We start from the raw sequence: 14,303 nt of genomic DNA, 5'->3' as shown, positions 1-14,303 counted from the left end.
CACCGCCGACCACCAGCCCGCCTCCGTCACCGACCCGCTGGGCAACGTCCGGAAGTACACCTACGACGGTACGGGCAATGTCCTGCGCACAGCAGCACCCCGACGAACCTCTCCCCACGTGTTCCTCCGGCACCCACGAGATGCCGGGCTCGATCACGTTGCGGGGCGGAGCCTCACGCGGCGCCCGCGCCCACGATCTCGGGGATTCTGAACGGCTTGCCGCAGCCGCCGCACACGATCGGCGCCTGCGCCAGCACCGACGGGACGACGCGCACGTTGCGACCGCAGTCGCAGACGGCCTTCACGCGCACCCCGCCCCCGGAGGAGCCGTGGCGCGCGGCCGGGCCGCGGAAGGCGCGGGTCGTGTCGGCGGATGTGGCCACCGTGTGCGCCTTCAGGGCGCGCTGCAGCCGCTCCATGGTGGGGCGGTAGCGCCGCTTCGCCTCGGGGTTGAGCGTGACCAGTGAGAAGCCGCTGCTGGGATGCGGTTCCTCCGGGTGGTCCAGGCCCAGCTCCTCGGCGATCGCGAGGAATCTGCGGTTGTGGTAGCGGCCGGCCCGGGATGTGTCGCGTACTCCGCGGGCGGCGGCGATGCCATGGACTGCCTCATGAAGCAGTCGCTCGAAGGAGAGCGCGTGTCCGCAGGCGGACGACGACTCTCCGATCAGGGACTCGGGCGCGGCAAGATCGGGCAGCTCGGGGTGGTACCGCTGAATGTCGGCCCACGCCTGCGCCAGTTCTGCGGCGAGAACAGGTGGTGTCTGTGTCGTGCTCACGTAATGACAACGAGCCTGGGTGCCGCTGTGTTCCGATTCCGGGCCATCCCAAATAATTTGCACGTACCCGTCAGTTGCCGCTGATGCGTCCGGACGAGGGCGGGTGCGCTGATCTGCGGAGAAGCCTCACAGCTCATACCAAGCCGGTGCGTAGCCCCACGTACGACCCGGCGTGTAGACGCTGTCCGCACGCCGGGGCACCTGTGGTCGTCCGGTACGCAAGAGGCCTTTCGGTCGCTCTCGTCCGTACCTCAGTAAGCGCGCGCGACGATGGCGACGTTACCCGGTGCGTCATCGGCGTCCGGCACCGACCCGTCCGCGGCGACCAGACACCGTACGGTCACCGCGTGCTCGCCCAGCCGGGCCTCGCCCTCTTCGCCGAGCACCGCCCAGGGGATGCGCGCCCAGCCGCCGCCGGTCGCCACCTCGACGGCCTCCTCGAACGTCGACACGTCCGACGTACCCGACTCCCGGCGCTCGCGCGACTGGGCCAGCAGCAACGCCTGGTCCTCTTCGAGGACAGTGGGCAGCAGTCGTACGAGCGTGTCGAGGGCCACCGGCTCCTTGCCGCCCGGAATGCGGCGGACGAGCATCGCCGTGCCGCTCTCCAGGTCGCGGGGGCCGACCTCGATCCGTACGGGCACGCCCTTCAGCTCCCAGTCGACGGCGCGGCGGCCGAAGGGCACGTCAGTGCGGTCGTCCACGTGGACGCGTACGCCCGCCGCCTTCAGCCGGTCGCCGAGTTCGCGGACCTTGGCCAGAACCGCGTCGTCGCCCTTGATCGCGAGGACCACGGCCTGGATCGCGGCGAGGCGCGGCGGGACCCGCAGGCCGTTGTCGTCGCCGTGCGCCATCACCAGGGCGCCGATCATGCGGGTCGTCGAACCCCAGGACGTCTGCCAGACGAGTTCCTGCCTGCCTTCCTTCGACAGGAAACTGGTGTTGAACGCCTTGGCGAAGTTCTGGCCCAGCTCATGACTGGTGGCCATCTGAAGGGCCTTGCCGTCGCCCATCATGGCTTCGAGGGTGAGCGTGTTGATCGCGCCGGCGAAGCGCTCCTTGACCGTCTTGCGGCCGGGAACCGTGTCCATCGCCAGGACGTTCACCATGAAGTCCTCGTAGACGCTCCGGTGGATGTGCGCGGCGAAGGCGCGGGCGTCCTCCTGGGTGGCGTGCGCGGTGTGGCCCTCCTGCCACAGGAACTCCGTCGTCCGGAGGAAGAGCCGGGGCCGCAGTTCCCAACGCACCACGTTCGCCCACTGGTTGATCAGCAGGGGCAGATCGCGGTAGCTCTGCACCCACTTCGAGAAGTAGTCGTTGATGATCATCTCGGAGGTCGGGCGCACCACCACGGGCTCTTCGAGGTCCTTGCCGCCGCCGTGCGTGACCACGGCCAGCTCCGGCGCGAAACCCTCGACGTGCTCGGCCTCCTTGGCGAAGTACGACTGCGGGATCAGCAGGGGGAAGTACGCGTTCTGCGTACCCGTCTCCTTGATCCGCGCGTCCATCTCGGCCTGCATCCGCTCCCACAGCCCGTACCCGTACGGCCGGATGACCATGGAGCCCCGCACTGGGCCGTTGTCGGCCAACTCCGCCTTGCCGACCAGATCCTGGTACCAGCGGGGGAAGTCAATTGCCTGAGGCGTGAGTACGGGTGCCTTTGCCATGACGCGATGCTACGGGCCCACGTTGCCGGCATGTGAATTCTTTTCGTGAGCACAGCCGGCGCACAACCTCGGCCCCACAACCCCTGGACGGCGGGTCGGGGGCGCAGTTACCTGGCATACGGGGGAAGTGCGAGCGCACTGCACGGGGGCCACCACATCGGGAACAGCGACAACTCTCGGCGGATTGGGGCGCTTTCGATGACACCTACGCTCGTGCGGCAGCACCTGCCTCACGCGGGTCCTACGACTCGCGTGGACCTGTGCGCACGCGCGCGTGACTGGTCGGAGATCCAGGAGCGGATGCTCGTACCGCTCTACGAGACCGTCTACGAACGGCTGGAAGTGGGCACCGGCACCCGACTGCTCGGCCTCGGCTGCGGCTCTGGCCTGGCCCTGCTGATGGCCGCCGCGAGAGGCGCCGCCGTCACCGGTGTCGAGGCCTCGTCACCCGAACGGCTGACCCTCGCGCGGGAGCGCTTACTGCCCGAATCGTCGGGCACGCGCGCGCGTGCCGACGCCCGGCTCGTGGCGAGCCTCCCCATGGACGCGGACGCGCCCCCGTACACCCTGGTGACCGCGTTCGAGCCGATCGGCTCTCTCACGGGCGACTCCGAAGGGCTCGCCGAGACCCTCGCGACGGTGGTACCGCCAGTCGAACGGGGCACGCCCGTCGTGCTCGCGGGCTGGGGTCCACCGGAGCGCTGCGCCACGTCGGCCGCGCTGCGGGTCGCGACCCGGCTCGCGGATCCACTGCGCGTCACGGGCAGCTGGCGCCCCGCGCTCCGCGACGACCTGGAGGAGGTCGCCCAGCGCGCGGGCCTGCGCCCGGACGGCTCCGGACGCGTGGCATGCCCGTTCGGGTACGCCGACCTGGGCAGCGCGGTACGAGGGCTGCTGTCGACGGGACTCTTCGACGCGGCGATCACGGCGACCGGCCAGGAACAGGTCGACAAGGAACTCGCGGAGGCGCTGCACCCGCACCAGCGGCGGGACGGAACGATCTGGATGCCGAACGTCTTCCGGTACCTCATCGCCCGGACGGCGTGAGCCGGCTCAGACGTCCTTGCCCAGGCGCGCGACACCGGCGACCCGGTACGCCTCGGCCTCCTCCAGCGTCTCGTTCTCCAGCAGGGCCGTGGCCAGCGCGTCCAGTTGGACCCGGTGGTCGCGGAGCTTGCCGCAGGCCTCCTCGTAGCACTCGTCGACGATGCGCCGCATCTCGTGCTCGATCACGTCCAGGGTCTGCGGAGCCGCCGAGAGGCCGTACGCCTGCTGGGCGTCGTTCGGGAGCGCCGAGAGGCGGCCGACCCGCTCGCTCATGCCCCAGCGCGCGACCATGCCCCGCACGATATTGGTCACCTGTTCGAGATCGTTCTCCGCACCCGTGGTGATCACACCGAACACCACCTGCTCGGCCGCCATACCGCCCAGCGCACCGATGATCCGACCGCGCAGATACTCCTCCGTGTACGCGTATCTGTCGGAGTCGGGGGTGGAGAGAGTGACCCCGAGCGCCCGCCCCCTGGGCACGATGGTGATCTTGCGGACCGGGTCGGCGCCCGGCTGGAGCATGCCGAGCAGGGCATGGCCGCTCTCGTGGTACGCCGTGCGCCGACGCTCCTCGGTCGGCATGACCAGGGGGCGTTCGGCGCCCAGCTGCACCTTCTCCAGCGCCTCCGACAGATCGGCCTGCGTGACCAGCTCCTGCTGCCGCTTGACCGCGAGCAGCGCGGCCTCGTTGGCGAGGTTGGCCAGTTCGGCGCCGGTCATCCCCGGCGTCGTACGAGCCACCTGGGCCAGGTCCACGTCCGGGGCCAGCGGGATCTGCCGGGTGTGGATCTCCAGGATCGCCTCACGGCCACCCCGGTCCGGGGGCGAGACGTTGACGACCCGGTCGAAACGGCCAGGCCGGGTCAGCGCGGGGTCCAGGATGTCGGCGCGGTTGGTGGCGGCGAGGACGATCACGCCCTCCGAACCGGAGAAGCCGTCCATCTCGGTGAGGATCTGGTTCAGGGTCTGCTCACGCTCGTCGTGACCGCCCATGCCGGAACCGCCCGCGCGGGCCCGCCCGATGGTGTCGATCTCGTCGATGAAGATGATCGACGGCGCCACCTTGCGGGCCTCCGCGAACAGTTCCCGTACCCGCGAGGCACCGACACCCACGATCATCTCGATGAACTCCGACGCCGAGGCCGAGAAGAACGGCACCCCCGCCTCACCCGCGACGGCCCGCGCGAGCAGCGTCTTGCCGGTACCGGGCGGACCGGCCAGCAGCACACCGCGCGGCATCTTGGCGCCCATACGGCGGTAGGCGTCCGGGTTCTTCAGGAAGTCGACGACATCGTTCAGCTCACCCTCGACCTCGTCGATGCCCGCCACGTCCGCGAACGTCGTGCGCTGCGCCCCCGGCTCCAGTTCGACCGGCTTCGGCGGCGCCTTGCGCCCCAGCATCCCGCCCCCACCGCCCAGCCCCGCGCTCATCCGCCGCGCGATGAACACCCACAGGACGACCAGAAGCAGCATCGGGGCCAGCGAGATCAGCAGGTTGACCAGGAAACTGCGCTGCTGGACGACCGGCTCGGCCGTCACGGTGACGTTGTTCTTGGTCAGCTGCTCCCAGAGCTGGTCGTCCGCGAACTCCGGGCGCTGCGTCTTGAACTTGGTGTACTTGCCGTCGCCCTCGGGGTTGTCCTGGGCCTTCTTCAGCTGGCCCTGGATCGCGTCGCCCTTGGAGTAGATCTTGCTGACGTTGCCGTCGGCGACCTGCTTGCTGAACGCGGTGTACGAGATCGTCGGCTCGTCACCGTCGTTGAAGAAGGACAGCACGAGGTTGGCGATGAGATACACGACCAGGGCGGCGAGGATCAGATTCCACCAGCCGCCCCGCATCCGCCGCCCACCGGGTGACGGCTTCGGTGGCTCCTCCTCCGGAGTGCCCTCGGAACGCCACGGCTGGTCGGGGGCCTTGCGCGGCGGCACAGGGTTGGTCATATGCGGACGTTACGACACACCCCGGGCGCGGGCACGCGCAGAACGCACGAGGGCGCCCCTCTGGCGAGGGGCGCCCTGAACGACGTACGGACTTGTCGAATCAGCCCATGAACTTCTTGAACTCGTCCGGCAGCTCGAAGTCCTGGCCGGCCTGCTGGCCCGGCAGACCGAACGCGCCGCCCGGAGCGCCCTGGGCGCCTGCGGCCTTGCGCGCGGCCTCCTCCTGCTCCTGCTGCTTGCGCTTCATCGGGTTGCCGGAGCGCTGCTTGCCCTTGGCCTGCTTGGGCTGCTTCTTCGACCGGCCGGGCCCGCCGCCCATGCCCGGCATCCCGGGCATCCCCGGCATGCCGCCGCCCTGGGCCATGCGGGACATCATCTTGCGGGCCTCGAAGAACCGCTCGACCAGGCCCTTGACCGCGCTGACCTCGACACCGGAACCCTTGGCGATACGGGCGCGGCGCGAGCCGTTGATGATCGTCGGTTCCTGGCGCTCGGCCGGGGTCATCGACTTGATGATGGCCGCCGTACGGTCCACATCGCGCTCGTCGAGGTTGTTGATCTGGTCCTTGATCTGCCCCATGCCGGGCAGCATCCCGAGCAGCTTGCTGATGCTGCCCATTTTCCTGACCTGCTCCATCTGGGCCAGGAAGTCGTCCAGGGTGAAGTCCTGGCCCTTCTTGGACGCCAGCTTCGAGGCCATTGCCTCGGCTTCTTCCTGGCTGAACGTCTTCTCCGCCTGCTCGATCAGGGTGAGCAGGTCACCCATGTCGAGGATGCGGGAGGCCATCCGGTCGGGGTGGAAGGCGTCGAAGTCGTCGAGCTTCTCGCCGTTCGACGCGAACATGATCGGCTTGCCGGTCACCGAGGCGATGGAGAGCGCGGCACCACCACGGGCGTCCCCGTCGAGCTTCGACAGGACGACACCGTCGAACCCGACACCGTCCCGGAAGGCCTCGGCCGTGTTGACGGCGTCCTGACCGATCATGGCGTCGACGACGAAAAGGATCTCGTCGGGCGAGACCGCGTCCCGGATGTCCGCGGCCTGCTGCATCAGCTCGGCGTCGATACCGAGGCGGCCTGCGGTGTCCACGATCACGATGTCGTGGACCTTGGTCTTCGCGAACTCCATGGAGTCCTTGGCGACCTTGACCGGGTCCCCGACCCCGTTGCCCGGCTCGGGCGCGTAGACGGCGACCCCGGCCCGCTCGGCGACGACGCTGAGCTGGTTGACGGCGTTGGGGCGCTGGAGGTCGGCGGCGACGAGGAGGGGCGAGTGCCCCTGGTCCTTGAGCCACTTGCCCAGCTTGCCCGCGAGGGTGGTCTTACCGGCACCCTGGAGACCGGCCAGCATGATGACGGTGGGCGGGTTCTTGGCGAAGCGGAGGCGCCGGGTTTCGCCGCCGAGGATCGTCACCAGCTCGTCGTTGACGATCTTGAGGACCTGCTGGCTGGGGTTGAGGGCCTTGGAGACCTCGACCCCCATGCTGCGTTCCTTGACGTTCTTGATGAACGTACGCACGACGGGCAGCGCCACATCCGCTTCGAGGAGCGCGATACGAATCTCGCGGGCCGTGGCGTCGATGTCCGCCTCGGAAAGCCGGCCCTTGCCCCGGAGCGTTTTGAAGGTGGCTTGGAGGCGATCGGAGAGAGTATCGAACACGGCGGCGTCGGTCCTCGGAGTCGGGGGCAGAGTGGGCTGTTCTCCAGGGTATCGGGCCCTGCAAGCAAATCGTCCCCGCCTGCTGATTCAGCAGGCGGGGACGGAAACCTGCGGAGGCAGTCACCCCCGCAGCATCTCCTCCAGCTTCCGCGCCACCAAAGACGCCTCGTCCCCCGGCAGAGGCGCGCCCTTGGCCGTGGTCACGTAGAACGCGTCCACGGCATTCGACCCCAGCGTGCTGACATGCATGCTCCGCATCCGCACCCCCGCGTCCTCCAGTGCCTGTCCGATCCGGTGCAGCAGCCCAGGGGCATCCTGTGCCCGCACCTCGATCACCGTGGCCAGGCGGGAGGCCGTCGGATGGACAGTCACCCGGGCCGGCGGGGCCACCACGCCCCGGCGGCGCGGGTAGGCCGCGTCGCGTTCGGCCAGGCGGCCCGCGATGTCCAGGGAGCCGTCCAGGGCCCGTACGAGGTCGGCGCGGAGGCGGGCCGCCTGGGGCAGGGAGCCGTACTCCGCGGCTACCCGCCAGTCGAGGAGCAGGACCGCGCCCTCGACGCCGTCGGGAAGCTCCAGTGCGCGCAGTTCCGCCGTGCGGACCGTCAGCCGGTGCATCGCCAGCACCCCGGCAACTGCGGGCAGCACCCCCGGCTGGTCGGGTACGGCGATCAGGAGTTCCACGCCCAGCGGCTCGGGATCCCCGGAGGGCTCCTCCTCGGCCGATGCCTCCGCCGGGGGCTCCGTCTGGGCGCGCAGCGACAGGACCGGCCCCCCGGTCGCGATCGCCTCGATGGCGAGCCGTTCCTGTTCGGCGGTGGTCGCGGCGGCCTCGGGTTCCTCGGGGGCGTCCCCGGAGAGCACGGCGGCGACCCGTTTCACCAGGTCGGCGACGAGCGAGCCGCGCCAGGTCGACCAGGCGGCCGGACCCGTGGCCAGCGCGTCGGACTCGGTGAGCGCGTGGAGCAGTTCCAGGGTGCTCTGCGAGCCGACCGCCTCGGCGACCGAGCGCACGGTGGCCGGGTCCTCCAGGTCACGCCGGGTGGCGGTGTCGATCAGGAGCAGATGGTGACGTACGAGAGTGGCCAGCACCGCCACGTCCGCGCGGTCGAAGCCGATGCGGGCGGCGACATCCTTGGCGATGATCTCGCCCGCGACGGAGTGGTCGCCGGGCCAGCCCTTGCCGATGTCGTGGAGCAGCGCGGAGACGAGGAGGAGGTCGGGGCGGCTGACCCGGCGGGTGAACTCGGAGGCGCGGACGGCCGTTTCGATGAGGTGGCGGTCGACCGTCCAGATGTGGACGGCGTTGCGCTGCGGGCGGCAGCGGACGCGCTCCCAGTCGGGGAGGAGGTGGGTGATCAGGCCCTCGGCCTCCAGCGCCTCCCAGACCTCGATGGTCGGGCGGCCCGAGCCCAGCAGCGTCACCAGTTGTTCGCGGGCTTCCGCCGGCCACGGGGTCGGCAGCGGGCGGGCCGCCACCGCCATGCGGCGGACCGCGTGCAGGGAAAGCGGGAGGCCCGCCTGGGCGGCTGCGGCGGCGGCGCGCAGCGGGAGTACGGGGTCGCGGTCGGGGCGGGCGGCGCGGGCGAGCACCACCTCGCCGTCCTGCTCGACGACGCCCTCGGCCAAGGGTGAACGTTCCGCCACCGGTTTGCCGCCGCCCAGCATGGCGCGCAGGCGCGGGCGTACGGCGCGTGATCGCAGCACGCGCCCCACCTCGCGCCAGGTGACGTCACTGGCGTACGACACGACGCGGGCGGCCTCGTACACCTGCCGCAGGAGTGTGTCGGCGTCGAGGAGGCCGAGTTCGGCGGCTACCTGGTCCTGTTCCTGGAGGGCGAGGCGGTCGGTGGCGCGGCCGGTCGTGAGGTGGAGGGCGTCGCGGACGTCCAGGAGGCGGCGGCGGGCGTCGGTGAGGCCCTCGCGCGGGGCGTCGGCGAGCCAGGAGGCCGCGACGGCGCGCAGGGCGGTGGCGTCGCGCAGGCCGCCGCGGGCCTCCTTGAGGTCGGGTTCGAGGAGGTACTGCAGCTCGCCCTGGCGTTCGGCGCGCTCGGCGCAGAGTTCCTGGAGTTCGGGGAGGCGTTTGGGGGCCTGGTTGCGCCAGTCGGCGAGGACGGCGGTGCGCAGGCCGGCGGTGAGGCCGAGGTCTCCGGCGAGGTGGCGGGCGTCGAGCAGGCCCAGCTGCACCTTGAGGTCCTCGCCGGACACCTTGCGAGCCTCGGACTGGGTCCGGACGGAGTGATCGAGGGCGAGGCCGAGGTCCCAGACGGGGTACCAGAGGCGGTCGGCGAGGGCCGCGACCGCGGCGGAGTCGCTGCCGTCGTGTAGGAGGAGCAGGTCGAGGTCGCTGCGTGGGGAGAGTTCGCCTCTGCCGTAGCCGCCGACGGCGACCAGGGAGACTCCGCGCAGTCCCTCGGCGCCCGCCGTGAACAGGCCGGTCAGCCAGTCGTCCGTCAGTTCGGCGAGGGCCGCACGGCGCGGCGGCCCGGACCGCACCCCCTCGGTGAGGAGGCGCAGCCGGGCCGCCGCATAGCCGCTGGGTCCCGAGTCCTCTGCATCCTTACGCACGTTCGTACTCGTCACCCAGCGACTCCTGTTCTTTTTTCCTGCCTCAGAGCGCGTCCGGGCCGCGCTCGCCGGTCCGGACCCGGACGGCCGTGTCGACCGGGAGGGACCAGACCTTGCCGTCACCGATCTTGCCGGTCCGGGCCGCCTTGACGATGACGTCGATCAGGCCCTCGGCGTCGTCGTCCTCGGCGAGGACCTCGATACGGATCTTGGGAACGAGGTCGACCGTGTACTCGGCGCCGCGGTAGACCTCGGTGTGGCCCCGCTGACGACCGTAGCCGCTCGCTTCGGTGACCGTCAGACCGTGGACCCCGAAGGCCTGGAGGGCCTCCTTGATCTCGTCGAGCCGGTGGGGCTTCACAACGGCGGTGATGAGCTTCATGCGTCCACCTTCTTGGCAGTGCCCTCAGCAGGGGTCGGCGAGGAGGTGAAGCCCGAGCCACCGCCGGTGCCGCTGAAGTCGTATGCGGTTTCGGCATGCTCGGCCTGGTCGATGCCGGCCACCTCGTCGTCCTCGGTGACGCGCATGCCGATGGTCTTGTCGATGAGGAAGGCGAGGACCGCGGAGGCGACCAGGGAGTAGCCGAGGACCGCGAAGACGCCCGCGCACTGCTTCCAGAACTGGTCGAGGCCGCCGCCGTAGAAGAGGCCCTGGACCTCGGACTGGCCCTTGCCGCTGGCGAAGAAGCCGATCAGCAGGGAGCCGACGACACCGCCGACGAGGTGGACACCGACGACGTCGAGCGAGTCGTCGTAGCCGAACTTGTACTTGAGGCCGACGGCCATGGCGCACAGCAGACCGGCGATGGCGCCGACGGCGATCGCGCCGATCGGGGAGACCGCGCCGCCCGAGGGGGTGATGGCGACCAGACCCGCGACCGCGCCGGAGGCGGCGCCCAGCGTGGTGAACGCGCCGTGGCGGATCTTCTCGTAGACAAGCCAGGCGAGCATGGCGGCGGCGGTGGCGACCTGCGTGTTGACGAACATCAGCGAGCCGACGCCGTCGTCGTTGCCGAGCCACGAGCCGGCGTTGAAGCCGAACCAGCCGAACCAGAGGAGACCGGCGCCGAGCATGACCAGCGGGAGGCTGTGCGGGCGCATCGGGTCCTTCTTGAAGCCGACGCGCTTGCCGATGACCAGGATCACGCCGAGCGCCGCGGCACCCGCGTTGATGTGGACCGCCGTACCACCGGCGAAGTCGATGACGCCCAGCTCGAAGGCCCAGCCGCCCGCGCCCCACACCCAGTGGGCGACGGGGAAGTACACGACCGTGGCCCACAGGGCGACGAACAGCGCCCACGCGGTGAACTTCACGCGGTCGGCGAGCGCACCGCTGATCAGGGCGGGCGTGATGATCGCGAACATCATCTGGAAGACCATGAAGGCCAGGATCGGGATGGTGTAGCCGTCCCACAGATCGGCGGTGCCGATGTCACTCAGACCGACCCAGCCCGAGGTCCAGCCGATGAAGCCGCCCTTGTCGGTGCCGAAGGCGAGCGAGAAGCCGTAGAGCACCCAGAGGATCGTGACGATCCCGATGCTGATAAAGCTCATCATCAACATGTTCAGAGTGCTCTTGACCCGGACCATGCCGCCGTAGAAGAAGGCGAGTCCGGGGGTCATGAGCAACACCAGGGCTGAACAGATCAGCATGAACCCGGTGTTCGCGGCAGACAGCGTGGGAGCGTCTGCGGCTAGCGTGATGGCGGCTGATGCCATCGGCGTCTCCTCGTCATTGGTACGGCCCCGTGCGGGCGAAGCCTGAGCGGATTGAGGGGTGGGCCGGTTATGCGCCAGAGATTGGCGCAGCGCCGTTTCGGTCGACGCCCCTCGATGTTTCGCCACAGTGACGAAGGTGCCTTGCGTGTTACGGATCGATGAACTGCCAGATGTCGGACGCGCCGATCGTTATCGTGGCGCAACCTTCGCCCAGGGCGGGGGACCGACCGCGGCGGGCCTTCCGATGACCTGGCGGGGGAGCCGAGTCGGGCTGTTCGGGAGGGCCTGCCGCGGCCGGGGTTCCGGGGGTTCAGACCGCTTCGGCGGTCTCGGGCAGATCGATCGCGAGCTGGTCGGTGAGGTCGACGACCTCGGTGAGATCCCCGAAGTCGCGTACGGCCGTGTCGACGGTTTTTCGGATACGAGTGTTGACGCGCTCGGAGCGCACCTTCTTGGCGATTCCCATGGCCTCCGCGGCCAGCACGGTGGCCTGTTCGGGCTCCCGCTGGAGGAGGTGGACGGTGGCCATGCCGATCAGGTTCAGTGCGTACGACCGCTGGTGATCGGTGTCCTTCGCGAACAGGTCGACGGCGTTGCGCATGAGGGGCTCGGCGAGGGAGGCGTAGGTGGGGCTGCGGCCGGCGACATAGGCCAGGTCGCGGAAGGAGTGGGAGTTCTCGCCGTACAGCTCGGCCCGGGAGAAGAAACGGATCCAGTCGGGGTCGGGCTCGTCCCAATCGTGTACGTCCGCGAACGTGTCCTCGGCCATCCGCACCGCCCGCTTGCACTTTCCGGGCTGTCCCATATTGGCGTATGCGCGTGCCTCCATCGCATACAGCATGGCCTGGGTGCGGGGGCTCGCGCAGTCACGGCTGCCGTACTGCCCGAGATGGATCAGTTCGAGGGCGTCGTCCGGCCGGCCGAGGTGGATCATCTGGCGGCTCATGGACGACAGGATGTACGAGCCGAGGGGCTTGTCCCCGGCCTCCTTGGCGGCGTGCAGGGCCAGCACGAAGTACTTCTGGGCGGTCGGCTGGAGTCCCACGTCGTACGACATCCAGCCGGCGAGTTCGGCCAGCTCGGCGGCGACCTTGAACAGCTTGCGGGTGGTGGCCTCGGGCTGGGGCTCCTGGAGGAGGTCGGTGACCTCGTGCAGCTGTCCGACCACCGCCTTGCGGCGCAGACCGCCGCCGCACTGGGCGTCCCACTGCCGAAACATGGCGGTGGTGGACTCCAGCAGCTCCAGCTCGGGCGGGGAGAGCCGGCCGGCCCGGCGTGCGGCGGACGGGTGCTCGGGTTCCTCGGGCGGGGCGGGGGGCACGGGGACGAGCCAGCGCTGCATGGGCTCGATCAGGGTCGGTCCGGCGGAGAGGGCGAGGGCGGTGCCGAGGAAGCCACGGCGGGCCAGCATCAGGTCGCTGCGGGAGAACTCGCTGAGCAGGGCCACGGTCTGCGGGCCCGTCCAGGGCAGGTCGACGCCGGACGCGGACGGTGACTGGCGGGCGGCGCGCAGCCCCAGGTCCTCGACGGAGACGACACAGCCGAAGCGCTCGGAGAACAGTTCGGACAGGATGCGCGGGATCGGTTCGCGCGGGTTCTCCCCGTCGAGCCAGCGCCGGACCCGTGAGGTGTCGGTGGAGATGTGGTTGGCGCCCAACTGGCGGGCCCGGCGGTTCACTTGGCGCGCCAGCTCGCCCTTGGACCAGCCGCTGCGCACGAACCACGAGCCGAGCAGCTCGTTCGGGCGCTTGTCAGCGCCAGCCGAGGTCGTCGTGCTTCCGCCGTTGCCGCCCACTGGAACGCCCCCATCCCTGAGACCACTTGTCGCCGAGTGCGCCAAGCCCTATCAGAATGCCGGTAAATAGGCTTCGCGTCCGGCGGTTCTCACCCTTCGAACGGGAAGCCGACTTGCCTCCGGCATACCCACAAGCGCATGTGCCCCCAGGCCTCGTGCACTCAAAGTAATCCTACGATCACGGCTCCAGCCATGGGGATCCAGGAAACGCCACCATTCGCCACCCCTTCGAATGAACTCACGGGTGGCTGCACAGGATTCACTTGACAGAGGACAGCCGGGAGTGGGCGGAACGATGCACACGAGGGCGCACGCCGCCCAGCGCACTACCCGCGGTACTTCCGGGCGCCGACTGAAACAGGTGATGGCGGGCAGGGCTGTCGGGCAGTCGGAAACACAGGGTTACGTTCCACGTGCATCTCGTAACCACCGGTGCGTCGGACCCGTTGGAGGGGGCATGGGCTTCACGATCGGTAGCAGCCGGGGTATCCGCGAGATCCGGCCCGGCACGCGCCGCCGCGGCCGGTCGTCAGAGTGCACCGCCGTGGCCGAGTACACCGGCCTCTGGGGCTGGGACGTGGTGGCCGGCGCCCGCGCGGCGGGCGGCGCCTGCTCCTGCGGCCTGCCGGACTGTCCCACGCCGGGCGCCCACCCGCTGGGCTTCGCACCCCGGGTCGCGGCCGGCGCCACGCTCGACGAGGTCACGGACACCTGGGGCCAGTTCCCCGGCGCCTCGGTGATGCTCCCCGTGGGCCGCGCCTTCGACGTGATCGAGGTCGCCGAACCGGCCGGCCGCCACGCCCTGGTGCGCCTGGAGCGCATGGGCATCCCCCTCGGGCCGGTCACGGCCACCCCGCAGGGCCGTGCCCAGTTCTTCGTCGCCCCCGGCGCCGCCACCGAACTGCCCCAGCTCCTCTACCGCATGGGCTGGGACGACGCGACCCTCGACCTGCACGGCCTCGGCGCCGGTACGTATCTCACGGCGCCCCCGTCCGACCGGGGCGGCCTCGGCCCGGTCGCCTGGCTGCGCCCGCCCGCCCTGGACACGGCGACGAAGCCTCCGGCGGCGAGGCTGCTGCTGGGAACGCTGGCCTATGTGGCGCACCGGTCGCGGGCGTAGCTCCGACGCG

At 70.2% G+C, this 14,303-nt stretch carries 10 protein-coding genes; 2 read left to right on the top strand and 8 right to left on the bottom strand.

The features are described 5' to 3' along the window. Positions 1 to 173: 173 nt before the first annotated feature. Positions 174 to 776, bottom strand: a complete 603-nt coding sequence (locus ACWDR4_RS01720; protein ID WP_105973762.1) for a hypothetical protein — start codon at positions 774 to 776, stop codon at positions 174 to 176. Between the two features lie 251 nt (positions 777 to 1,027). Next, on the bottom strand, positions 1,028 to 2,443 hold the full coding sequence (gene proS / locus ACWDR4_RS01715; protein WP_450402483.1) for a proline--tRNA ligase: 1,416 nt from the start codon (positions 2,441 to 2,443) through the stop codon (positions 1,028 to 1,030). Positions 2,444 to 2,641: 198 nt separating this feature from the next. Here proS and ACWDR4_RS01710 point away from each other — a divergent pair, with 198 nt between their 5' ends. Next, positions 2,642 to 3,490 carry an SAM-dependent methyltransferase gene (locus tag ACWDR4_RS01710; protein WP_450402481.1) on the top strand — a complete coding sequence of 283 codons (849 nt, stop codon included), beginning with the start codon at positions 2,642 to 2,644 and terminating at the stop codon, positions 3,488 to 3,490. A gap of 6 nt (positions 3,491 to 3,496) precedes the next feature. On the opposite strand, the gene ftsH is transcribed toward ACWDR4_RS01710, so the two are convergent. From ftsH to nsdA, 6 genes are all read right to left on the bottom strand, one after another. Next, the gene (ftsH, locus tag ACWDR4_RS01705) at positions 3,497 to 5,434 is read right to left on the bottom strand and encodes an ATP-dependent zinc metalloprotease FtsH (RefSeq protein WP_450402478.1); all 1,938 of its coding nucleotides are present in this window, start codon (positions 5,432 to 5,434) and stop codon (positions 3,497 to 3,499) included. Between the two features lie 100 nt (positions 5,435 to 5,534). After that, the gene (gene ffh, locus ACWDR4_RS01700) at positions 5,535 to 7,094 is read right to left on the bottom strand and encodes a signal recognition particle protein (RefSeq protein WP_450402475.1); all 1,560 of its coding nucleotides are present in this window, start codon (positions 7,092 to 7,094) and stop codon (positions 5,535 to 5,537) included. 120 nt (positions 7,095 to 7,214) lie between these two features. Continuing rightward, positions 7,215 to 9,674 carry a [protein-PII] uridylyltransferase gene (locus tag ACWDR4_RS01695; RefSeq protein WP_450402473.1) on the bottom strand — a complete coding sequence of 820 codons (2,460 nt, stop codon included), beginning with the start codon at positions 9,672 to 9,674 and terminating at the stop codon, positions 7,215 to 7,217. Between the two features lie 28 nt (positions 9,675 to 9,702). Beyond that, entirely contained in the window at positions 9,703 to 10,041 is a 339-nt protein-coding gene (locus ACWDR4_RS01690) for a P-II family nitrogen regulator (protein WP_235474567.1), read from the bottom strand. After that, complete coding sequence (locus tag ACWDR4_RS01685; RefSeq protein ID WP_450402470.1) at positions 10,038 to 11,378, bottom strand: ammonium transporter; 1,341 nt, start codon at positions 11,376 to 11,378, stop codon at positions 10,038 to 10,040. Before ACWDR4_RS01685 ends, ACWDR4_RS01690 begins: the two co-directional genes overlap by 4 nt. A gap of 310 nt (positions 11,379 to 11,688) precedes the next feature. After that, a complete protein-coding gene (gene nsdA, locus ACWDR4_RS01680) occupies positions 11,689 to 13,173 on the bottom strand; it encodes a transcriptional repressor NsdA (protein WP_450402467.1) in 1,485 nt (494 codons plus the stop codon). A 457-nt stretch (positions 13,174 to 13,630) separates the two neighbouring features. Between nsdA and ACWDR4_RS01675 the strand changes: the two genes are divergently transcribed. Next, entirely contained in the window at positions 13,631 to 14,293 is a 663-nt protein-coding gene (locus ACWDR4_RS01675) for a bifunctional DNA primase/polymerase (RefSeq protein ID WP_450402465.1), read from the top strand. Positions 14,294 to 14,303 lie beyond the last annotated feature (10 nt).

This window comes from Streptomyces sp. NPDC000878 (assembly GCF_053599695.1).
This window is presented reverse-complemented; position numbering and strand designations above follow the sequence as displayed.

What these genes read in the sequence shown, in the direction of transcription:
- ACWDR4_RS01675 (WP_450402465.1), top strand. Translation starts at nt 13,631, where the DNA reads ATGGGCTTCACGATCGGTAGCAGCCGGGGTATCCGCGAGATCCGGCCC.
- ftsH (WP_450402478.1), bottom strand. Translation starts at nt 5,434, where the DNA reads ATGACCAACCCTGTGCCGCCGCGCAAGGCCCCCGACCAGCCGTGGCGT.
- ACWDR4_RS01685 (WP_450402470.1), bottom strand. Translation starts at nt 11,378, where the DNA reads ATGGCATCAGCCGCCATCACGCTAGCCGCAGACGCTCCCACGCTGTCT.
- ACWDR4_RS01690 (WP_235474567.1), bottom strand. Translation starts at nt 10,041, where the DNA reads ATGAAGCTCATCACCGCCGTTGTGAAGCCCCACCGGCTCGACGAGATC.
- proS (WP_450402483.1), bottom strand. Translation starts at nt 2,443, where the DNA reads ATGGCAAAGGCACCCGTACTCACGCCTCAGGCAATTGACTTCCCCCGC.
- ACWDR4_RS01710 (WP_450402481.1), top strand. Translation starts at nt 2,642, where the DNA reads ATGACACCTACGCTCGTGCGGCAGCACCTGCCTCACGCGGGTCCTACG.